General features: G+C 68.7%; 12 protein-coding genes and 1 pseudogene. 9 read left to right on the top strand and 4 right to left on the bottom strand.

Features of this window, described 5'->3' with window-relative positions:
* Positions 1-97 precede the first annotated feature (97 nt).
* From CFB40_RS28245 to CFB40_RS28235, 3 genes are all read left to right on the top strand, one after another.
* Positions 98-808, top strand: a complete 711-nt coding sequence (locus tag CFB40_RS28245; protein ID WP_039366515.1) for a response regulator — start codon at positions 98-100, stop codon at positions 806-808.
* 64 nt (positions 809-872) lie between these two features.
* The gene (locus CFB40_RS28240; protein WP_046548399.1) at positions 873-2,003 is read left to right on the top strand and encodes an ATP-binding protein; all 1,131 of its coding nucleotides are present in this window, start codon (positions 873-875) and stop codon (positions 2,001-2,003) included.
* 308 nt (positions 2,004-2,311) lie between these two features.
* On the top strand, positions 2,312-2,935 hold the full coding sequence (locus tag CFB40_RS28235) for an FMN-dependent NADH-azoreductase (RefSeq protein ID WP_089433040.1): 624 nt from the start codon (positions 2,312-2,314) through the stop codon (positions 2,933-2,935).
* 57 nt (positions 2,936-2,992) lie between these two features.
* Here CFB40_RS28235 and CFB40_RS28230 read toward each other — a convergent pair whose 3' ends face one another.
* Positions 2,993-5,386 carry a patatin-like phospholipase family protein gene (locus CFB40_RS28230; protein WP_089433039.1) on the bottom strand — a complete coding sequence of 798 codons (2,394 nt, stop codon included), beginning with the start codon at positions 5,384-5,386 and terminating at the stop codon, positions 2,993-2,995.
* Between the two features lie 269 nt (positions 5,387-5,655).
* On the opposite strand from CFB40_RS28230, the gene CFB40_RS28225 reads away from it, so the two are divergent.
* From CFB40_RS28225 to CFB40_RS28205, 5 genes and pseudogenes are all read left to right on the top strand, one after another.
* Positions 5,656-6,696, top strand: coding sequence for a rod shape-determining protein (locus tag CFB40_RS28225; RefSeq protein WP_089426971.1), 1,041 nt, complete (start codon positions 5,656-5,658; stop codon positions 6,694-6,696).
* A gap of 233 nt (positions 6,697-6,929) precedes the next feature.
* Positions 6,930-7,589, top strand: a pseudogene (locus CFB40_RS28220) (YdcF family protein).
* Between the two features lie 594 nt (positions 7,590-8,183).
* On the top strand, positions 8,184-16,790 hold the full coding sequence (locus tag CFB40_RS28215) for an autotransporter-associated beta strand repeat-containing protein (RefSeq protein WP_179255312.1): 8,607 nt from the start codon (positions 8,184-8,186) through the stop codon (positions 16,788-16,790).
* Between the two features lie 154 nt (positions 16,791-16,944).
* Positions 16,945-19,167, top strand: coding sequence for an amylo-alpha-1,6-glucosidase (locus CFB40_RS28210; protein WP_089433037.1), 2,223 nt, complete (start codon positions 16,945-16,947; stop codon positions 19,165-19,167).
* 96 nt (positions 19,168-19,263) lie between these two features.
* The gene (locus tag CFB40_RS28205) at positions 19,264-19,515 is read left to right on the top strand and encodes a hypothetical protein (protein ID WP_011354368.1); all 252 of its coding nucleotides are present in this window, start codon (positions 19,264-19,266) and stop codon (positions 19,513-19,515) included.
* Positions 19,516-20,016: 501 nt separating this feature from the next.
* Here the strand turns inward: CFB40_RS28205 and penR are convergent.
* The gene (penR, locus tag CFB40_RS28200) at positions 20,017-20,907 is read right to left on the bottom strand and encodes a beta-lactamase transcriptional regulator PenR (RefSeq protein WP_089433036.1); all 891 of its coding nucleotides are present in this window, start codon (positions 20,905-20,907) and stop codon (positions 20,017-20,019) included.
* A gap of 128 nt (positions 20,908-21,035) precedes the next feature.
* On the opposite strand from penR, the gene blaPEN-bcc reads away from it, so the two are divergent.
* Entirely contained in the window at positions 21,036-21,962 is a 927-nt protein-coding gene (gene blaPEN-bcc / locus CFB40_RS28195; RefSeq protein ID WP_089433035.1) for a PEN family class A beta-lactamase, Bcc-type, read from the top strand.
* A gap of 479 nt (positions 21,963-22,441) precedes the next feature.
* Here blaPEN-bcc and CFB40_RS28190 read toward each other — a convergent pair whose 3' ends face one another.
* On the bottom strand, positions 22,442-22,642 hold the full coding sequence (locus tag CFB40_RS28190) for a membrane protein (RefSeq protein ID WP_046548390.1): 201 nt from the start codon (positions 22,640-22,642) through the stop codon (positions 22,442-22,444).
* 571 nt (positions 22,643-23,213) lie between these two features.
* Complete coding sequence (locus CFB40_RS28185; RefSeq protein WP_089426977.1) at positions 23,214-23,582, bottom strand: antibiotic biosynthesis monooxygenase family protein; 369 nt, start codon at positions 23,580-23,582, stop codon at positions 23,214-23,216.
* Between the last annotated feature and the right edge of the window lie 9 nt (positions 23,583-23,591).

Here is a 23,591-nt window from a genome sequence, read left to right as displayed (position 1 = left end):
CCGGCGCAGTATCATGCGGTACGTTTCGGCCAATGGCCGGCGTCCGGCACGGGCCGGCGCCGCCGCCGCGGCTTCCCCGATGACCCGACCGCTGCCCATGTCTTTTCGCATCCTGCTCGTCGAAGACGACACCCGCCTGTCCACGCTGATCGCCGGCTACCTGCGCAAGAACGACTACGAAGTCGACACTGTGCTGCATGGTGACGCCGCAGTGCCGGCGATCCTGTCCATTCGTCCCGATCTCGTCATTCTCGACGTGAACCTGCCGGGCAAGGACGGCTTCGAAATCTGCCGCGAGGCACGCAAGCAGTACGACGGCGTGATCATCATGGTGACGGCCCGCGACGAGCCGTTCGACGAACTGCTCGGCCTCGAGTTCGGCGCGGACGACTACGTGCACAAGCCGGTCGAGCCGCGCATCCTGCTCGCGCGGATCAAGGCCCAGCTGCGCCGCGCGCCCGCGCGCGTGACCGAGAGCACCGCGCCGCAACCCGAGCGCTATGCGTTCGGCAAGTTCTCGATCGACCGCACCGACCGCTCCGTCGTGCTGCCCGACGGCAGCACGCCCGACCTGACGTCGGCCGAATTCGACCTGCTGTGGGCGCTCGTCTGCCATGCGGGCGAAGTCGTCAGCCGCGACGACCTGATGCTGCAGTTGCGCGGCGTCGAATTCGACGGCCTCGACCGCACGATCGACGGGCGCATCTCGAAGCTGCGCCGCAAGCTGCGCGACGACGCGAGCAACCCGCAGCGGATCAAGACGATCCGCAGCAAGGGCTATCAATTCAGCAAGCACGCGTGGGAATGACGCGGCGTTCGCACGACGCCGTCACGTTCCGCGCGGGCATTCCACCCGCCGGCCGGGAGCCGAGATGATCCGACGAACCCGTTCGCACCCCGATGCACCGCCGCTGCCGACGCTGCGCTACGTGAAGTGGCGCTGGCTGCATTTCCGCCGCGCGTGGACCGACACGCGCGCCGACCGCATCCCGAGCTGGTCGCGCCTTTACGTGCGCACGTACCTGCATCTGCTCGGCCTCGTGCTGCTGACCGCGCTCGTGCCGGCGCTCGCGCTGTGCGTCGAATTGTCGCCGCAGGTCGTGTGGCATGCGTTCGACTCGCTGCCCGGCGACATCTGGATCGTGCTCGTCTTCGTGTTCGCCGCACCCGCGCTCGCGGCGTACCGGTGGATGCGGCCCGTGTGGTCGGATCTCGTGATGGTGCGCGAGCGCGCGATCGACTTCACGGGCGGGCGCTTCAACACGCGTGCGCGCGAATCGCACAGCGTGATCATCGGCCCGCTCGCGCGGACGCTGAATGCGCTCGCGATGCGCATGGAACGGCTGATCGCCGCGCAGCGCGACCTGACGAACGGGATCTCGCACGAGCTGCGCACGCCGCTCGCGCGCGTGCGGTTCGCGCTCGAAATGCTGCGCGAACCGGGTTCCGCGGCCGAATACCAGGGCGCGCTCGAGAGCATCGCGCAGGACGTGACCGAGCTCGAAGAGCTGATCGACATGAGCCTCACGTATGCACGGCTCGAATACAGCTCGCTGCAGTCGAACCTCGAGATGACGGCCCCCGTCGCGTGGTTCGAGCATCAGGTCAGCGATGCGCAGCTGCTGTATCCGGAGCGCGCGATCGAGTCGCGCATCGCGATCGCATCGGACCTGCGCGTGAAGATGGACCGGCGGCTGATGTCGTATGCGATGCGCAACCTGTTGCGCAACGCGAGCAAGTACGCGAAATCGCGGATCGTCGTCGGGATCTCGCTCGTGCACGGCAACATCGGGATCTTCGTCGAGGATGACGGCCCCGGCGTGCCGGAGAGCGAACGCGAGCGAATCTTCGACGCATTCGTGCGCCTCGACCGCCGCACCGGCGGCTATGGCCTCGGCCTGTCGATCACGCGACAGGTGCTCCATGCGCACAACGGCCGGATCGCGGTCGTCGATCCCGTCGAGCTCGGCGGCGCGCGCTTCGAGATCAGCTGGCCGGTCTAGCGATACACGTCGCGGGCGCCGAGCCTCGTTAGTCACCACACCACGACACCACACAGCCGCGCGCGCCGGATTCGGGCGCGTCGCCGGCCGTTCCCGCCGCACCTTCCCCATCTCGATGCCTTCCCACACCGCAATCGCGTGGCGATTCGTTTGCCACGCGTACGCGCTTTGCATTACGATTGCAGTTGCAACTATATCGGCGGGCCGATCCATGACAGCGCAGGCGGGCGGCCCGCGACGCAGCAGTGAAGCCGGGGCCGCCGCGATGGCCGCCCCTTGTTCATGCATTCCTGTCCGGGTCACTCATCATGCGGTTGTTGAATATCGTGTCTTCTCCCCGCGGCGCCAGGTCGGCTTCGATCGCGGTCGCCACTGCCTTTGTCGATGCGTACCGGGAGACGGGCGCCACGATCGACGTCGATACGCTGAATGTCTGGGAGGAGGACTTGCCGGACTTCGACAGCGAGGCGATCGGCGCCAAGTACAAGGGCGTCGCCAACGCGCCGATGGATGAGGCGGAGCAGTCGATCTGGCGGCGCATCCAGTCGCTCGTGACGCGCTTTCAGGAGGCCGACCGGATCGTCGTCGGCGTGCCGATGTGGAATTTCGGCTATCCGTACAAGCTCAAGCAGCTGATCGATCTCGTCAGCCAGCGGAACATGCTGTTTTCGTTCGACGGCACGGCGTACGCGCCGTTGCTGGAGATTCCGCGCGCGCTGGTGATCCATGTTCGCGGGCAAAGCCGGGAACCCGGCGCGGGCGCCGACAATCCCGGTTTCCGGCATCAGGCCGATTACATCGAATTCTGGTTGAGGTTCATCGGCGTGAGCGAGGTCAGGAGCCTGACCGTCGAACACACGTGGAGTGCGCGGGCAAGCGACAGTATCGAGCGGGCGCAAGCCCGCGCGGTCGCGATGGCGGCGGAGTTCTGACCCGGCCGGGCGGCGCGAGGCAGACGCGGCAGCCGCCGAAGCGGCAGCCGCGCACGCTCAGTAGGTACGGCCGAGCTGCAGGTAGAAGTTGCGGCGGCCGCCGGGCGCGAGCGCGACGCCGATGTATACGGGCCCGAACGCGGTCGACAGGCTCGTGAAGAACGTATAGCTCTGCTTGAGCGCACCGCCGCCGATCTGCTGGCCGCTCGACCAGACGTTGCCGACTTCCGCGCTGGCGCCCACCGACAGCGCCTTGATCGGCGATGCGTTGAACGTCATCAGCTGGTTCATGTAGGTCACCTGCGCATACGCGAGCTCGTTGCCGTTCAGCTGGTCGGCCGCATACGCGGACAGATGCTGGAAGCCGCCGAGCGTGAAATTGAACGCGTTGATCAGGTTGGTGCCGCCGATGCTCTTGCCGCCTTCGATCGTCGCGCTGACGCTGTGCCGGCCGAACTGCTGCGCGACCATCGCCTTGCCGTAGATCTCGGTGTACGGCGCGCTGTTGATGCTGTCGTCGAAGTCCGACGCCGAGCCCCCGTTGCGCGACACCAGCGAGCGTTCGATACGCAGTTCGGTGAAATAGCCCTTGCGCGGGAACAGCGGATCGTCGAGCTGGTCGATGACGAGCCGCGCGCGCGCGGTCAGCGCCTGCGACGTGAAGCTCGGCCACAGCAGCGACCGGCCGCTGCCGTCGTCGAACGGCACGTTGTAGGTCGGCGAGCCGTGCCCGGTCACATAACCGAGGCCGATCCGGAAATCGCCGAGGCGCCCGATCGGCAGGCCGAGATCGAGCCCGGCGCGGGCGGTCTGCATCAGGTACTGCGTGATCTTCACGTCGCCGGTGTCGTCGTACAGGTTCGCGTAGCGGCGCTGGTATTCCGCGTACGGCGACAGATAGACGCCGTAGGCCATCGACAGCGGCTGGCGGAACTCGATGCGCGCCGATTGCAGGTCGCTGCCGATCGTCGTGTCCGCGCGGAATTCGAGCCCGGATTCGGTGAGCCACGGCCGCCGGTAGCCGACGTGCAGGCGGAAGCCGCCCTCATCGGTCGAACTGCTCGACATGCCGAGCCCGAACAGCAGGAAATTCGGCCCCCAGTATTTCTCGCGGGCATCGATCTCGAGCACGTTTTCGTCGCCGTGGCTCACGATCTGCTGCGTGACGCTCTCGAAGTTGCCGCCGGTCGTGAGCCCGAGCAGATCCTGGCTGACCGTGTTCGGATCGTAGGTGTCGCCCGGTTTCACGTGCAGCGCGTTGCTGACGACCTGCTTCGGCACGCCGCCGGTGGTCTTGATGTCGATGCGCGTGATCCGGATCGGCGGCGGCAGCGGCTGCGCGTGCGCGGACTGGTAGGCCGCGTACTGTTCCGGCGTGAGCGCGAAGCGCTTCAGCTTCGGCAGCGCCGCGGTCGCGGCGGCGGCGCCTGCGGCGATCGCCTGCTTCGCGTTCTGGAAATCGGTGAACGCGAGCGAGCCGAGGTCCGGCGTGAGCAGCACGTCCTGCGTGTCGAGCTGCTTGCGCTGCGCGGTCACGTTCTGGCGGATCAGGATGCCGACCATCTGCTGCATCACGTCGGCCGGCGACGCGAGCGCGTCGAGCGGACGCAGTTGCGAGCCGATGTCGACCGCGATCACGACGTTCGCGCCCATCTGCCGTGCGGTGTCGACGGGCAGGTTGCTGACGAGCCCGCCGTCCACGAGCGCACGCCCGTTGATCTCGGCCGGCGCGAACAGGCCCGGCATCGCCATGCTCGCGCGGATCGCGAGCGGCAGCGAGCCGCGGTCGAGCACCACCATCTGGCCCGTCTGCAGGTCGGTCGCGACCGCGCGGTACGGGATCGGCAGGCGGTCGAACGGCTGGTTGGTCGGCACGGCGGCCGTCCAGTTCGCGAGCAGCGCCTGCAGCCGGTTGCCCTGCACGAGGCCGACCGGCACCTTCACGCCTTTCTTGCCGAAGCCGAGCGTCAGCCCGTTGATGTACAGGCGCTCGTCCTCCCGGCTGGTTTGCGGCAGGTCCGCGCGCTCCGTCACGTCGAATGCGATGTCCGCGAGGTTGACCTCCGACAGCCGCTTCTGCATCTCGTCGGCAGCCATGCCGCTCGCGTACAGGCCGCCGACCACGGCGCCCATGCTGGTGCCCGCGATGCAGTCGATCGGGATGCGGTTGTCTTCCAGTACCTTCAGGACCCCGAGGTGCGCGTAGCCGCGCGCGCCGCCGCCGGACAGCACGAGGCCGATCGACGGGCGGCCGGCCGGGCCGCCGTCGGCTTCGCAGGTGTGCCCGGATGCGGCGGGCGTGGCAGCCGGCGCGCTGGCGGCAGCGACCGGGGCGGCGGCGGAGTCGGCTGCCGGCAGCGGTTGCGCGGCGACCGTGCAGCACCAGAAGGCGACGAGCGTCGTGCAAAGCGGGCGCACCCGCGCCCAGCGGAAGGAACCGGTCGCTGTCATGGAGGAAATACCTGGCGTGATCGGGCGTCTGAGGCCTGCCGGGAGCAGGCAAGACCGAGAGATTACCGTGTTTTACAGGCGCAATGCGAGAGGCTGTTGCGTAGCCGGAGGTGTCCTGGTCGGCACTTTTGACAATTGTTTCGCGAAAAAATCATCGGAATTGCCTAAAGTATCGGAACGATTTGCCGCTAAGTTCGTGATGGGGCGGCATGGACGCGCCGCGAAATGCAGCGCGGCTGCCCTGGTCCGTTCGATTACAAAGGTTTGATATGTCGACACCGCTGTTCGGAAAGTTGTTTGCGCAACCCGTTGCGATCGACCCTGGAACGGCGAGTACGCGGATTTATACGCACGAACGCGGCGTGGTGCTGAACCAGCCGTCGGTTGTCTGCTTCCGCAAGGCCGGTGCCGGTGCGACCGACGCCCGGCCGACGCTCGAGGCCGTCGGCGAGCTCGCGAAGGCGCTGCTCGGCCGTGAACCAGGGCATCTCGAAGCCGTGCGGCCGATGCGGCACGGCGTGATCGCCGACGCGCACGCGGCCGAGCAGATGATCCGCAGCTTCATCGACATGTCGCGCACGCGTTCGCGCTTCGGCCGTCGCGTCGAAGTCACGTTGTGCGTGCCGTCCGACGCGACGGCCGTCGAGCGCCGCGCGCTCCGCGAGGCCGCGTTTGCCGCGGGTGTGTCGGAGGTCGAACTGATCGAGGAATCGCTCGCGGCCGGGCTCGGCGCGGGCCTGCCGGTGACCGAGCCGGTCGGCTCGATGGTCGTCGATATCGGCGGCGGGACGACCGAAGTCGCGGTGATCGCGCTCGGCGGCATCGTCTACCGCGAGGCGATTCGCGTGGGCGGCAACCAGTTCGACGCGGCGATCGTCAACCATGTGCGCAACCTGTATGGCGTGCTGCTCGGCGAACAGACGGCCGAACACGTGAAGCAGACGATCGGCTCGGCCACCAGCGCGGTGCCGCGCCGGTCGACGCGCGCGGTCGGGCGGGGTGTCGGCGACGGGCTGCCGCGCTCGATCGAACTGTCCAACCACGACGTGGCGGACGCGCTGGCCGCGCCGCTCAAGCAGGTGATCGGCGCGGTGAAGTCGGTGCTGGAGAACGCGCCGGCCGAGCTCGTGACCGACATCGCGAATCGCGGCGTGGTGCTGACGGGCGGCGGCGCGCTGCTCGCGGATTTCGAACGCCTGCTGTACGACGAGACGGGGCTCGTCGCCCGGATCGCCGACGAGCCGGCCACCTGCGCGGTGCGCGGCGCGGGCGAGGCAATGGGGCGGCTCACGATGTGCCAGGTCGACTGATCCGGGTCGTGCCGGCCGGGCGTCGCCGAGCGGCGCGCGCATGCGCATCCATTCGATCTCCGTATTGCTTACCCGCCTCGCCGGGTAGCTGTCTCCGGTCGACTTTCGGGAAGGCCGTCCGCCGTCCGGCATCGGTCCGTTGCGTGGACACCCGAACGCGCATCGTGCTAGCGTGACGCGCCCGTCCGGGGCGGGGCAAGCCGCTACGCCCGACGACCTGAGAGACCGAAACCTTGAAAAACCACACCAAACGGGGCGTGTTTGCCCGCCTGGGCCGCCTGCTGGCCGTCGTCGCGTGCCTCTGGATCGTCGCGGCCGTTGCGCTCGTCGCGTCCGGGATGCGGATGCCGAGCGAGCCGGCCGACGTCGCCGTGATCTTCGGCAACGCGCTCGACGAGGCCGGCGCGCCGAAGCCCGTGCTCGCCGCCCGGCTCGACGTGGGCGTGCGCTGCTACCGCACGGGGCAGTGCCCGGCGTTCCTCGTCAGCGGCGCGATCGACGGCCCCGGGCTGAACGAGGCGACCGCGATGCGCGACTATCTCGTAGCGCGCGGCGTGCCGGCCGACCGGATCGCGGTCGACGATCAGGGCGACAACACACTCGCGACCGCGCAGCACACGCTCGCCTATCTGCAGGCGCATCGCGTGTCGCGCGTGGTGATCGTCAGCCAGTATTACCACCTCGCGCGGGCGCGCCTCGCGTTCGAGCGCGTCGGCATCGCGCGGGCGGACATCTCCGCCGCGTATCCGCGCCGTTTCCAGTTGCGCGACGTCTACTCGAGCTGACGCGAAGTGCCGGCCTACGCGGTGTATGCGGCGCGGCTGTGGGTGAACCCCGATGCGCGCCCGGTTTCGTTCCGGCCGATGCTTTATGTGATGAGCCTGTTTTCGTAACGGGGGATGGTGTTCGACCGATACGCGACGGAAATCCAAAGGATCGGCTAAATGTCGGATTTGCCTTCCTTTTGTCTGACAAATGACGGCGCGGGGGATTATCTCGTGTCGATATTTTTCGGGCGTGCGGATATTGCGTTGCAATAAATCATCGTGATAATCGCGCCGATATCGGTATTTTCACCGATGCGGTTGATTTCCGTATTTTTTGATAAATATCAAATTAGCGGGCAAGCGGCATACGAAATTGCCTGTCTGAAGCGCCCCGATAAGTAAAAAATACGCGCTCGCTGCACCCCTGATATGCAAGGGTAAAGATCGACTGGAAAAGCCTGTTTTTTTGAACTAGCCTTGTCTGACAAAAGCAGGGCGGTAATCAAATCAACCAGAAAATCGCTGCAGAAAAAACAGGGGCCACCGACATGTCATTCGACTAGTTTCACGCCTGCCTGCCAGGGCCAATTAAAGATTCGTCCATGAATGAGCCGACGTCGCATCGCGACAGCCGGGGTACACGCTTTTGTCCGCGATTTTCTGCGGCCGGCTGTTCGATTTCACGGTAATGCCAATTCCAATAACATGACGAGGGAAAGCATGAATCTTGCGCGTTCGAAAAAATCCGGCGAACCGTTTCCGAAATTGCTGTTGCCGACGGGTGTTTTCCTGGCGCTGTCCGGCGCCGGTATCGTGCCCGCCTATGCGACCTGTAGCACCGCGGGCACGACGGTGACCTGCTCCGGGGTCGCCAACCCGCTGGCGCCGAACTATTCGAACAACGCGAACAACGTTCATGCCACCGTCAACGCCGGCGCGAGCGTTGGCGTGCTGCTCGGCGTCGGTGGCACCGCGATGTCGCTGACGGGCAACAACACCCAGCTGACCAACAACGGCACGATCGACCCGTCGGCGCTCGGCACCGGCCTCGGCGTGCTGTCGAGCGGCACGGTGATCGGCAACGCGGCGGCGAGCGCCGGCACCACCGTCGTCAACAACGGCACGATGAACGGCTCGACCGGCGTGGCGATCAGCGGCGTGACGGGCATGGCGCTGTCGGTCCAGAACGGCACGGGCGGCACGTCGACGATCAACAACACCGGCACGATCGGCTCGAACCCGCTGGTCGGCGCGACCCTCACCGGCGCGGATGCGCCCGTGGTCGCCGCGTACGGCGGCGCCACGGTCAACATGACGAACAGCGGGACGATCACCGGCCGCGTGTCGCTCGGTTCGAACGGCACGCCCGGGGCGGGCAATACGTTCGTCAACTCGGGCACGATCAACGGCAGCGTGTCGATGGGCGCGAACAGCACGAACGCGTTCACCGCCGTGACGGGCTCGTCGGTCAACACGGCGGGCGGCACCGGTGGCGCACTGAACATCACGGTCGGCCCGATCACGCTCGGTATCGCGGCGACGGGCACGGTCGACGGCGGCGCGGGCGGTGACAACACGCTCAAGCTGCAACAGGGGGCGAGCGCGAACGGCACGATCGCGGCCAACAACTACATCAACTTCAATCACGTCGATGTCCAGAGCGGCAACTGGACGATCAACGGCGCGTCGACCGCGCAGGACGCGACGCTCGCGGGCGGCGTGGCGATCATCAACAACAACGCGTCGCTCGGCACCGGCACCATCACGGCCACCGGCGGCGCGCTGCAGGCGGGTGCGGTCGGGCTCAACGTCAGCAACAACGTGAGCCTCGGCGCGGGCGGCCTGACGGTGCAGGGTTCGACCGGGCTCACGCTGTCGGGCACGGTATCGGGCGGCGGCGCGCTGACGAAGAACGACAGCGGCACGCTGACGCTGTCCGGCGCGAACAACTACACGGGCGGCACGAACCTGAACGCGGGCGGCCTCGTGGTCGGCAACAACGGGGCGCTCGGCACCGGTGCGCTGAACGTCAACGGCTCGGCCACGCTCGACTCGAGCACGAACGCGACGCTCAACAACACCGTCAATCTCGCCACGGGCACGACGCTGACGGTCGGCGGCAGCAACAATCTCGGACTGGCCGGCTCCATCAACGGCAACGGCGGCCTCGTGAAGAACGGTGCGGCAACGCTGACGCTGACGGGCACGAACACCTACACCGGCGACACGACGATCAACAGCGGCACGCTCGCGCTGGGTGCCGGCGGCAGCCTCGCGGCATCCGGCACGGTGAACCTGAGCAGCGCGGGCGCGACGTTCGACCTGAGCAACGCGTCGGGCACGCAGACGGTCGGCGCGCTGGCGGGCGCGGCCGGCTCGGCCGTGAACCTCGGCGGCAATTCGCTGACGTTGAACGGCAGCGGCAATGCGACGTACGCGGGCACGATCGGCGGCACGGGCGGCGTGACGCTGTCGGGCACGGGCACGCAGACGTTGACCGGCGCCAACGTGTACACGGGCGGAACGAACCTGAACGGCGGCAACCTCTCCGTCGGCAGCAATACGGCGCTCGGCCTCGGCGCGGTGAACGTGAACGGCTCGTCGACGCTCGACGCGACCACCAACGTATCGCTCGCGAACGGTGTCAACATCGCCGCCGGCACGACGCTGACGCTTGCCGGCAGCACCAATCTGGGCCTGAGCGGCACGGTGTCGGGTGGCGGCGGTCTCGTGAAGAACGGCGCGGCGACGGTGGCGCTGTCCGGCGCGAACAACTACGCCGGCGGCACGACCCTGAACGCAGGCGGCCTGGTGCTCGGCAACAATGCGGCGCTCGGCACGGGCGCGCTGACCGTCGGCGGCGCGGCGACGCTCGATACGAGCACGAACCTGTCGGTCAACAACGCCGTCAACCTCAACACCGGTTCGACGCTGACACTGGGCGGCAGCAATGCCCTCACGCTGAACGGCGGCATCGCCGGCGCGGGCGGGCTCGTGAAGGACGGCGCGGCGACCACGACGTTGACGGCCGCGAACACCTACACGGGCGGCACGACGATCAACGCGGGCACGCTGGCGATCAGCGGGGGCGGCAGCCTTGCGGCGACGGGCGCGGTGAACCTGGCCGGTGCGGGTGCGACGCTCGACGTGAGCGCCGCGACCGGTGCGCAGTCGATCGGTGCGCTGTCCGGTGTCGCCGGGACGAACGTCGCGCTGGGCGGTAACGCGCTGACGCTGGGCGGAACCGCCAGCGGCACCTTCAGCGGTGCGATCGGCGGCACCGGCAGCCTGACGCTGGCCGGCACCGGCACGCAGACGCTGAACGGCGCGAGCACCTACTCGGGCGGCACGAACCTGAGCGGCGGCAGCAGCGTGGTACTCGGCAACAACAGCGCGCTCGGTACCGGCACGGTGAACGTCGCGGGCGCGGCGACGCTCGACACGAACACGAACGTGTCGGTCGCCAACGCGGTCAGTCTTGGCAACGGTTCGACGCTGACGCTGGGCGGCAGCAATGCGCTCGCGTTGAGCGGCGGCATTTCCGGCGCGGGCGGTCTCGTGAAGAACGGCCCGGCGACCACGACGCTGACGGGTGCGAACACCTACACGGGCGGCACGACGATCAACGCGGGCACGCTGGCGGTGGGCGCCGGCGGCAGCCTGGCGGCGACGGGCGCGGTGAACCTGGCAGGCGCGGGCGCGGCGCTCGACCTGGGCGCGGCGACCAGCGCCCAGACGATCGGTGCGCTGTCGGGTGTCGCGGGGACGGCCGTCAACATGGGCGGCAACGGGCTGACGCTGGGCGGGACCGCCAGCGGCACCTTCAGCGGCGTGATCGGCGGCACCGGCAGCCTGACGCTGGCCGGTACCGGCACGCAGACCCTGACGGGCGCGAACGTCTATACGGGCGGCACGAACCTGAACAGCGGCGGCCTGGTGCTCGGCAACAACGGGGCGCTCGGCGGCGGCGCGCTGAACGTCGGCGGCGCGGCGACGCTCGACACGAGCGCGAGCCTGTCGGTCAACAACGCGGTCAATCTCGGCACCGGCGCGACGCTGACGCTCGGCGGCAGCAACGCGCTCACGTTGAACGGCGGCATCACCGGCGCAGGTGCCCTCGTGAAGAACGGCGCGGCGACGACGACGCTGACGAGCGCGGCCAACTACACGGGCGGCACGACGATCAACGCGGGCACGCTGGCGCTCGGTGCCGGCGGCAGCCTGGCGGCGACGGGTGCGGTGAACGTGGCCGGTGCGGGCGCGACGCTCGACCTGAGCGGCGCGACGGGCGCACAGACGATCGGCGCGCTGAGCGGCGTCGCCGGCTCGGCCGTGAGCCTCGGCGCGAACGGGCTGACGCTGAGCGGCACCGCCAGCGGCAATTTCGGCGGCACGATCGGCGGCACCGGCGGCCTGACCGTGGCCGGCACGGGCACGCAAACGCTGTCCGGCACGAACTCGTACACGGGCGGCACGACGATCAACGGCGGCAGCACGCTGGCGCTCGGCGCGGGCGGCAGTCTCGCGTCGACGGGTACGGTGAACCTCGCCGGCACGGGCGCGACGTTCAACCTGAGCGGCGCATCGGGCCCGCAGGCGATCGGCGCGCTGACCGGGGTGGCCGGCACGAACGTGAACCTCGGTGCGAATGCGCTGACGTTGAACGGCAGCACCAATGGCACGTTCGGCGGCGTGATCGGCGGCGCCGGTAGCGTGACGTTCGCGGGTACCGGCACGCAGACGCTGACGGGCGCCAATACGTACACGGGTGGCACGACGATCAACGGTGGCAGCACGCTGGCGCTGGGTGCGGGCGGCAGCCTCGCGTCGGGCGGCGCAGTGAATCTCGCCGGCGCGGGCGCGACGTTCAACCTGAGCGGCGCATCGGGCCCGCAGACGATCGGCGCGTTGAATGGCGCGGCCAGTACGAACGTGGATCTGGGCGCGAACGGGCTGACGCTGAGCGGCACCGCCAGCGGCACGTTCGGCGGCGTGATCGGCGGCACCGGCAGCGTGACGTTCGCGGGCACCGGCACGCAGACGCTGACGGGTGCGAACACCTATACGGGCGGCACGACCATCAACGGCGGCAGCACACTGGCGTTGGGCGCGGGCGGCAGCCTCGCATCGGGCAGTGCGGTGAATCTCGCCGGCACGGGTGCGACGTTCAACCTGAGCGGCGCATCAGGCCCGCAGGCGATCGGCACGCTGAGCGGTATCGACGGCACGAGCGTGAACCTGGGCGCGAATGCGCTGACGTTGAACGGCAGCACCAACGGCACGTTCGGCGGCGTGATCGGTGGCACCGGCAGCGTGACGTTCGCGGGTACCGGCACGCAGACGCTGACGGGTGCGAATACCTACACGGGCGGTACGACGATCAACGGTGGCAGCACGGTGGCGCTGGGTGCGGGCGGCAGCCTCACGTCGGGCGGCGCGGTGAATCTCGCCGGCGCGGGCGCGACGTTCAACCTGAGCGGCGCATCGGGCACGCAGACGATCGGTGCGTTGAATGGCGCGGCCAATACGAACGTGGATCTGGGCGCGAACGGGTTGACGTTGAGCGGGACTGCCAGCGGCACGTTCGGTGGTGCGATCGGCGGCACCGGGGGGGTGACGTTCGCGGGCACCGGCACGCAGACGCTGACGGGTGCGAATACCTACACGGGCGGCACGACGATCGATGCCGGCAGCACGCTCGCGTTGGGCGCGGGCGGCAGCCTCGCGACGGGTAGCACGGTGAACCTGGCCGGCACGGGCGCGACGTTCAACCTGAGCGGCGCATCGGGCCCGCAGATACTCGGCACGCTGAGCGGCATCGGCGGCACGAGCGTGAACCTGGGCGCCAATGCGCTGACGTTGAACGGCAGCACCAACGGCACGTTCGGCGGCGTGATCGGCGGCACCGGCAGCGTGACGTTCGCGGGTACCGGTACGCAGACGCTGACGGGGGCGAACACGTACACGGGCGGCACGACCATCAACGGCGGCAGCACGCTGGCGCTCGGCGCGGGCGGCAGTCTCGCGTCGGGCAGCGCGGTGAACCTGGCCGGCACGGGCGCAACGCTCAACCTGAGCGGCGCATCGGGCACGCAGACGCTCGGCACGCTGTCCGGCGGCGCAGGCACGAACGTGAACCTCGGCGCGAATGGACTCACGCTGAACGGCAGCGGCAACAACACGTTCGGCGGCGCGATCGGCGGCACCGGCAGCGTGACGTTCGCGGGCGCCGGCACGCAGACGCTGACGGGCGCGAATACCTACACGGGCGGTACGACGATCAACGGTGGCAGCACGCTGGCATTGAGTGCGGGCGGCAGCCTCGCGTCGGGCAGCACGGTGAATCTGGCCGGCACGGGGGCGACGTTCGACGTGAGCGGCGCGACGGGTGCGCAGACACTCGGTGCGTTGAACGGCGCGGGCGGCACGAACGTGAACCTCGGCGGCAACGCACTGACGTTGAACGGAAGCGGCGGGACGTTCGGCGGCGCGATCGGCGGCACCGGCAGCGTGACGTTCGCGGGCGCCGGCACACAGACGCTGACGGGGGCGAACACGTACACGGGCGGCACGACGATCAACGGTGGAAGCACGCTGGCGCTCGGCGCGGGCGGCAGCCTCGCGTCGGGTAGCGCAGTGAATCTGGCCGGCACGGGCGCAACGCTCAACCTGAGCGGCGCATCGGGCGCGCAGACGCTCGGCACGCTGTCCGGCGGCACCGGCACGAACGTGAACCTCGGCGCGAATGGGCTCACGCTGAACGGCAGCGGCAACAACACGTTTGGCGGCGCGATCGGCGGCACCGGCAGCGTGACGTTCGCGGGCGCCGGCACGCAAACGCTGACGGGCGCGAACACCTACACGGGCGGCACGACCATCAACGGCGGCAGCACGTTGGCGCTCGGTGCGGGCGGCAGCCTCGCGTCGGGCAGCACGGTGAATCTGGCCGGCACGGGGGCGACGTTCAACGTGAGCGGCGCGACGGGGGCACAGACGATCGGTGCGCTGAACGGCGGCGCCGGCACGAACGTGACCCTCGGCACGAATGCGCTGACGCTGAACGGCAGCGGCAACAACACGTTCGGCGGTGCGATCGGCGGCGCGGGCGGCGTGACGTTCGCGGGTACCGGCACGCAGACGCTGACGGGCGCGAACACCTACACGGGCGGCACGACCATCAACGGCGGCAGCACGCTGGCACTTGGCGCGGGCGGCAGCCTTGCGTCGACGGGCGCGGTGAATCTCGCGGGCGCAGGGGCGACGTTCGACGCGAGCGGCGCGACAGGCGCGCAGACGATCGGTACGTTGAACGGCGCGGCCGGCGCGACCGTCAATCTCGGCGCCAATGCGCTGACGTTGAACGGCAGCGGCAACGGCACGTTCGGCGGGACGATCGGCGGCACGGGCGGCGTGACGATCGCCGGCACCGGCATCCAGACGCTGACGGGCGCGAACACGTACACGGGGGGCACCACCATCACGGCCGGCGGCGCGCTGCAACTCGGCAACGGCGGCACGTCGGGCAGCATCGCCGGCAATGTCGTCGACAACGGCGCGCTGATCGTCAATCAATCCGGCAACGTGACGATCGCAAGCGTGCTGTCCGGTGCGGGTTCGCTCACGCAGGCCGGCAGCGGGCAACTGACGCTGACGGGCGCCAGCACGCTGAGCGGCCCGACCACGGTCAGCGCGGGCACGCTCGCCGTGAACGGTTCGCTCGGACAGTCGACCGTGACCGTGCAGAACGGTGCGACGGTCACGGGCACCGGCACGATCGGCGGCCTCGTGGTGCAGGGCGGCGCGACGGCGGCCGCGTCGCAGCCGGGCGCGGCGCTGAACGTGGGCGGCAACGTCACGTTCCAGCCGGGCTCGACGTTCCAGGTCGCGGCCTCGCCGCAGCAAAGCGGCAGTCTCGCGGCAAGCGGCACGGCGACGCTGAACGGCGGCACCGTGCAGGTGCTGGCGAACCAGAGCGGCTACCAGCCGAGCACGACCTATACGATCCTTTCCGCAGGGTCGGGCGTGCAGGGCACGTTCAGCCAGGTGAATGCGAACTACGCGTTCCTCGCGCCGACGCTCAGCTACGATCCGGATCACGTGTACCTGCGGCTGGTCTCGAACGGTACCGCGTTTCCCGATGTCGCGACGACGCCGAACCAGCGCTCGGTCGCGGGCGCGCTCGGCGGGCTCGGCGCCGGCAACCCGCTGTACGACGCCGTGGTGACGACCGATGCGACGACCGCACGCCGCGCCTACGGGCTGCTCGACGGTGAACTGCAGGCGAGCCTGAAGAGCATGCTGCTGCTCGACAGCCGCTATGTGCGCGACGCGGTGACCGATCGTGTCCGCCAGGGCCTCGCGCCGGGATCGGGCCCGCTCGCGGCGCTGTCGTCGGGGGGCGCGGCCTTGTGCGGCGACAACACGGCCGGCGCGGTCGACCCGACGCTGCCGCCGGAACGCCGGATCGGCTCGCGCGACGGCTGCTACGGCGGCACGCCTTACCAGCCGGTCGTCTGGGGGCAGGCGTTCGGCGGCCGCAGCCGGCTCACCGGCGACGGCAACGCGTCGACGGTCAACCGCAGCATGACGGGCTTCATCGCCGGTGCCGACATGGCGCTCAACGACAAGTGGCGGGCGGGCCTGGCCGCGGGTGTCACGCACAGCTCGCTCGACAACGACCAGAGTTCGTCGGCGTCGGTGAACAGCTACTACCTGTCGCTGTACGGCGGCGCGCAGTACGGCGCGCTCGGCGTGCGCGGCGGCGCGTCGTACACGTGGTACCGGATCAACAGCGACCGTTCGCCGGGCTTCGCGGGCTTCTCCGATCACGATTCGGCCGGCTACGACGCGAATTCGGCGCAGGTGTTCGGCGAAGTCGGCTACGCGCTGCCGGTCGGGCCCGTGGCGATCGAACCGTTCGCGGGCCTCGCGTATGTGAACCTGCACACCGACGGCTATACGGAAACCGGTGGCGCGGCCGCGCTGCGCGCCGGCGGCGAGACGACGCACGTCGGCTTCTCGACCCTCGGCGTGCGCGCGGCGTCGCAGCTCGGCTCGATCGCGAGCGGCACGTTCACCGCACGCGGGACGGTCGGCTGGCGGCATGCGTTCGGCAACGTGACGCCGTCATCGGCGTTCACGTTCGCGAACGGCGGCACGTCGTTCCAGGTATCGGGCGTGCCGATTGCTCGCGACAGCGCCGTGCTCGAGGCCGGCATCGACGCGAACATCACGAAGCGCCTGACGCTCGGCCTCACGTACAGCGGCCAGTACGGCAGCGGCGTGCGCGACAACGCGATACTCGGCAACATCCTGTGGAAGTTCTGAGCGGTTACTGATGTGCCTGAACGCGACGCCATGCGGCGACGGCAACGTCGCACGGTGTCGCGGCTTTTTCCTCGCTGCGCACGTTCCCGGTTCTGTCCTATCCTGTGCGAAACACGCGACGCGCCGCGCGTTGCGACCCGACACAGGAGCATCGATGCCGAATCACGCTGAAGCCACGACGACCCAGGCGCCGCAAGTCGCGCCTGTTGCCCCGATCGCACCGACGGGCCCCGCCTTCATCGCGCCTGAAGCCGATCCGCAGGCACTGGCGCGCAACAACCAGTACGTGCTGAAATCCGGCGACGCGTTCGTGGTCAGCGACGCGCTCGGCGACATCGGCGGTCACGACGACGGCCTGTTCGTTGACGACATGCGCGTGCTGTCGACGTGGCGCCTGACCTTCGGCGGTCGCGCGCCGTCGCTGCTGTCGGGCGCGACCAGCGCCGACAACGCATCGTTCACCGCACACCTGACGAACCGTCCGCTGCCGCCGCTCGGCGGCCACGAAACGCCCGAAGGCGTGATCCACATCGAGCGGATGCGCGTGCTCGCGGGCGACGTGCTTTACGAAGCGCTGACGCTGACGAACTACGGCGCGAGCGAAGCCGAGGTGCCGCTGTCGCTGTCGTTCGCGGCCGATTTCAAGGACATGTTCGAGGTGCGCGGCACACAGCGCCCGAAGCGCGGCACCGTGGCGGCGCCGCGTGTGGACGCGGGCGCGGTGCGGCTGCGCTATGACGGCCTCGACAGCGTCGAGCGCAACGTGACCGTGCATTTCTCGCCGGCGCCCGATGCGCTGTCGGTCGATCGTGCCGACTACACGCTGACGATCGCCGCGCAGGCCTGCGTGTCGATCTACCTGACCGTCGACGCGACGCTCGGCCCCGCGCATGCGGAAGGGCCGGGATGCGGCCGCGTCGCGCTGCGCACCGCGCTCGTCGGCGTGCACCGCGAGATGCGCGCGCGGCGCGAATCGATGGCGCGCGTGAACACCGGCAATCCGCTGTTCGACGCGTGGCTCGACCGCTCGCTCGCGGATCTCGGGCTGCTCACGACGCAGCTCGACACGGGGCCGTACCCGTATGCGGGCATTCCGTGGTTCTCGACGCCGTTCGGCCGCGACGCGGTGATCACGTCGCTGCAGATGTTGTGGCTGCAGCCGTCGCTCGCGCGCGGCGTGCTGCGCTTTCTGGCCGAGCACCAGGCGCGCGAGACGTCCGCATTCCGCGACGCGGAGCCCGGCAAGATCATGCACGAGTTCCGCCGCAGCGAGATGGCCGCGACCGGCGAGGTGCCGTTCGCGCTGTACTACGGTGGGGTCGATACGACGCCGCTGTTCATCGTGCTCGCGGGCGCATACGTCGAACGCACCGGCGACGATGCGCTGATCGACGAGCTGTGGCCCGCGCTCGAGCGTGCGGCGCAGTGGGTGATCGACAAGTGCGACCGCAATCCTTACGGACTGCTCGATTACCAGCGCACGTCGGAGCGCGGCCTCGCGAATCAGGGCTGGAAGGACAGCCACGATTCGGTGTTCCACGCGGACGGCCGCTTCCCGGACGGCCCGATCGCGCTCGTCGAGGTGCAGGCGTATGCGTGCGCGGCGCTCGATGCGATGTCGATGTGCTCGCACCGGCGCGGCCACGCGGCCGATGCCACCCGCTATGCGTTGCGCGCGAAGACGCTGCGCGAGCAGGTCGACGCGCTGTTCTGGATGCCGGAAGGCAATTTCTACGGCATCGCGCTCGATGGTCATGGCGACCTGTGCCGCGTGTTCGCGTCGAACGCGGGCCACCTGCTCGCATTCGGTCTGCCCGACGCCGAGCGCGGCGCGGCGGTCGCCGGCGTGCTCGGCTCGGCGCTATTCCAGACGGGGTGGGGCATCCGCACGCTCGCGGCCGGCCAGCCGCGCTTCAACCCGATGGCGTATCACAACGGCTCGGTGTGGCCGCACGACAATGCGCTGATCGCGCGCGGGCTGGCGCGCTACGGCGACAAGACCGCCGCGGTGAACCTGCTGCGCGCGCTGTTCGAGGCGGCGGTGAGCTTCGAGATGCGCCTGCCCGAACTGTTCTGCGGGTTCCCGCGCCGGCGCGGCGAACCGCCGACCGCGTATCCGGTGGCCTGCCTGCCGCAGGCGTGGGCGGCCGGTGCGCCGTTCATGATGCTGCAGGCCTGCCTCGGCGTGAGCATCGACGCATCGCGCCACGAGGTGCGCGTCGAGCGCCCGACGCTGCCGGAAGGCGTCGACTGGCTGCGGATCGACGCGTTGCGCGTCGGTGACGAAACCGTGTCGCTCACGTTCCGCCGCGTCGACGGCCAGGTCGTCGCGGCGGCGGAGCAGCCGGGCCGCGTGAAGGTGATCGCGGTGCTGTAGCGCGGCGCGGCGCGAACGTTGCGCGATGTCGCGCCACGTTCGCGTGCAGCGGCATAGAATCGTGACATGACCCTTGAACGATGGCGGAGGTAGACGATGACGACCGACAACCGGCCCGACGACAGCGAGCACAAGCTCGAGAATCTGGAAGCGGCGGTCGACCACCTGCACAAGTCGATCGAATCGCAGAGCATCGCGGTCGGCGCGGCGAAGGGCATCCTGTTCAGCCTGATCGAAACGCTCGGTGCGCTGATCGGCGATCCCGACCTGCCCGAGCATGCGCGCTCGGGTTACGAGGCGCTGCGCGACAAGGCGAGCGAATTGCGCGGCGGGCTCGACCGGCATTGATGCCCGGATGGCCCCGGCCCCGGCGCCTGCCGCACGGGCTGCGCCGGGGCTGCCCGATTCTGTAGATGAAGCACAAAACGCCGTGCGCTCAAGGAGTTAGGTGGCCGGTACGCAGGATATCCACAAGCTTGCCAACACAATCTGTGGAGAACCGTCCGGCCCCGAGCCGGGTGCGGCGCGGGCCGTGCGAAAGCGACGGCGCTGCCACAGGGTTGACCTCGCAAGGTCCGTGGATTGAATCCCCTTTTGTATCAGGATGTTACGCGCCGCATGGGAAGGATATCCACAGGCTTGCCAACATATTCTGTGGACAACTCGCAATCGATTGCGTCGCGACAGTTGAGGATCGGGCCGTCGGGGGCCGGCTCGCGACGCCCGTGAACAGAGGCTGCCCGATGTCTGCGTCGGAACGCTAATTCGTGCGCGATCAAGGGCTTAGGCCCCGGGTACCCAGGATATCCACATCCTTGCCAACACTTTCTGTGGACAAGCCGGGCCGTGTCATTCGGCCTGCGCCGTCGCGGCCGCCTCGGCCACGATCCAGTCGCGAAAGAGCGTCATCGCCGGCGTGAGCGGTTTCGACTTCAGCGAAGTGAGCCAGTAGCCGCCGGCGCGCACGTCGATGTCGAGCGGCCGCACGAGCAGGCCGAGCTGCAGTTCGCGCGCGAACATGCACGCCGGCGCGAGCGCGACGCCCGCGCCCTGCATCGCGGCCTCGACCATCAGCCGCGACGAATCGAACACGGGCCCGTTGACCGCCCACGGCGCGAGCTGCGCGGCGTCGAACCAGCCATGCCATTCGTCGGTGCGGTACGAGCGCAGCAGCGTTTCGTTCGCGAGATCGGCCGGTTGCGCGAGGCGCCGCGCGATGTCCGGCGCGCACAGCGCGGTGAGCGGCGCGTCGAGCAGACGCTCGTTGCGCGTGGCCGGCCAGTTGCCTTCCCCGAAGCGGATCGCGAAGTCGAGGCCCTCGGCGGCCAGGTCGACGACGTTGTTGTTGGTCCGCATCCGCAGCTCGACGAACGGATGCGTATCGCCGAACTGCTTCAAGCGCGGCATTAGCCAGCCTAGGGCAAAGGTGCCGACGACGCCGAGCGTCAGCACCTCGTGGAAGCGCCCGCCGTCGAACTGCTTGAGCACGGTCTCGATGCGGCTGAACGCGTCGCTGAGCACCGGCAGCAGCGCGCGCCCCTCGTCGGTGAGCCCGAGGCCGCGCGGCAGTCGCGTGAACAACGTGCAGCCGAGCCGTTCCTCGAGCGAGCGCACCTGCTGGCTGACCGCGGCCTGGGTCACGCTCAGCTCGAGGCCGGCGCGCGTGAAGTTCAGGTGGCGCGCCGACGATTCGAACGCGCGCAGCGCATTGAGCGGAAGATGAGGGCGGAGCTTGGTCATAAGAATTTCTTTTGTCAGCGCTCAATTATCTTTGCTTGTCAGGCAACCGTAAAGTCCCGATAGTGCTGTCTCGCCGGCCGGGCGCGTTCAACATCCTTTCGCTCACATTCCACCACGAGACAACCGACATGACCTACTCATCGAAACGTCGAACCCTGTTGCTGGCCGCTGCGACGGCGCCGCTTGCGTTGACCGTTGCCGCATGCGCGTCGCGGCAGGCCGCGGCGTCGGACGATGCAACTGCCGCAGCCGCGGCTGTGACGCCCGCTGCAGCCGGGCAGATGCTGGCCGAGCTCGAACGCAGCGCCGGCGGCCGCCTTGGCGTGTGCGCGATCGACATCGCGACCGGCCGGCGCGTGGAACATCGTCAGAACGAGCGCTTCCCGTTCTGCAGCACGTTCAAGGCGATGCTGAGCGCGGCGGTGCTGGCGCAGAGCGTCGAACGACCGGCGTTGCTGCAACAGCGCGTGACGTACACCCAGGCCGACCTCGTCAACTATTCGCCGGTGTCGGGCAAGCATGTCGACGACGGCATGACCGTCGCCGCGCTGTGCGAGGCTACGATCCAGTACAGCGACAACTCGGCCGCGAACCTGCTGATGAAGCTGCTCGGCGGCCCGTCGGCGGTGACGGCCTATGCGCGCTCGATCGGCGACGACACGTTCCGGCTCGATCGATGGGAGACCGAACTGAATACCGCGCTGCCGGGCGACCTGCGCGACACGACGACGCCGGCCGCGATGGCCGCGAGCATGCGCGTGCTGATGGTCGGCGAGGCGTTGCCGGCCGCGCAGCGTGCGCAGCTCGTCGCGTGGATGCGCGGCAACAAGGTCGGCGACAAGCGGATCCGTGCGGGTGTGCCGGCCGGGTGGACGGTCGGCGACAAGACGGGCACCGGCGACTACGGGACGACCAACGACGCGGGTGTCGTGTGGTCGCCGTCGGGTGCGCCGATCGCGCTGGCCGTGTACTACACGCAGGCGCGTGCCGATGCGCGCGCGAAGGACGACGTGATCGCGTCGGTCGCACGCATCGTGGTCCGGGCATTCGGTTGAGGCGGGCGGCACGCCGTGCGTGACGCGATCCGCGTGCATGCCGTGCCGCAACCGTGACCCGCGTGATCAAACGTTGTGCGATCAACGACTTAGGTCACGCATGCTCAGGATATCCACATGCTTGCCAACAAAAAGTGTGGACAACCCCGCGCGCGGCCGCATCCGGCGTGGCGCGGGCCGCCGTGCCGCATTTGAGGCGGCGCGGACAAAGTCTTTCGGATCAAGCGCTTGGCCTTGGTATGCGCAGGCTATCCACACGCTTGCCAACACAATCTGTGGACAAGCCGGTCCGCACGCGCGGAAGGCGCCCGGTCACGTGGCGAATGGGCGTGCGAGCGGCACTTTTCCGGCCGCGTGCCGCATTTGAAGCGGCGCGGACAAAGTCTTTCGGATCAAGCGCTTGGTCGCGGTATGCGCAGGCTATCCACATGCTTGCCAACAAAATCTGTGGACAAGCCTGGCGGCCGCGCTGGCGACGATCAGGGCTGCCGATCGTCGACGGTGGGCCAGCGCGCGAACGCGAACACCCACAACATGATGAAGTTCAGGACCGGGACGAACATCGTCAGGATCCACCAGCCCGAATGCCCGGTGCGCCGAACGATGCGGACGTACGGATAGATGACGACGGCGACCAGCACGAGTGAGACGACCAGCTGCCACGCGGTGAAGTGTTCCATGGTCTTCCTCGGAGTGAGGTGTCGTGGTGCGGCGCCGGCGGAACGGCCGGCGCGTTGAGCCGTCGCGAGTAGCCGATGATGCGCGGCCGCGGCGGCTCGCGTGATCTTGACGCGTGGCGGGCGCGAGCGTCAAGGTGACGGTGAGGCGCTGCTGTCGCGCGGGATCGTGCGCTTGCGCGCAGGCCGGGGCCGTAGGGTGCCGCAACCGTGACGCCGTGCATGAAACGTCGTGCGATCAACGGGTTAGCGCAGGCTTGCGCAGGATATCCACAAGCTTGCCAACAAAATCTGTGGGTAAGTGGCGCCGCGCATGGCGGGCACGTGTGCGCCGACTGCGGCGTGCGTCGTCGTGGCGTCGTGATGCGAAGTGCGGCGAAGCGGTGTAGGCGATGGCCATCAGCTGGGCCTCGTCTGCATCACGCGTGCCAAAGTCCGTCGGATCAAGGGCTTAGCGTTGCGGTGCGCAGGATATCCACAAGCTTGCCAACATTTTCTGTGGAGAAGTCCGGGTGCGCGAGCGACGCGCGACACGCCCGCCAATGCCACGCGTTGCCCCGATTCCCGTGTGCACTCACGCGGTGCAGATACCGGCCACACCGACTTTCTGGAACAGGTGCGGGCTCGCGACGGCGGACGACGGATAGGCCGACAGCTTGGCGACGAACGCCGGATGCGTGAACGCCGCGCGAAACGCCGCGGTCGATTCCCAGATCGCGTAGTTCAGGTAAGTCGGACTGTCGCCCAGCGCGCGATGCAACTGGGTCGAGATGAATCCCGGCTGCCGCTTCATGAATTCGGCGTCGTCCTTCCACACGGCGAGAAAGTCCGCTTCGTCGGCGGCGGCCAGCGTGAACACGTTGACGAGGACGACCGGCTCCGCGTCGATGGCGATCTGTTGCTGGATCGGAAAGGCCGGATCCATCGGTTTGAAATGAGGCATGGGAACTCC

This window comes from Burkholderia sp. AU31652, assembly GCF_002223155.1.
Classification (GTDB): Bacteria; Pseudomonadota; Gammaproteobacteria; order Burkholderiales; family Burkholderiaceae; genus Burkholderia.
Note: the sequence above shows the minus strand (reverse complement) of the source record. Positions and strands in the feature narration are given on the sequence as shown.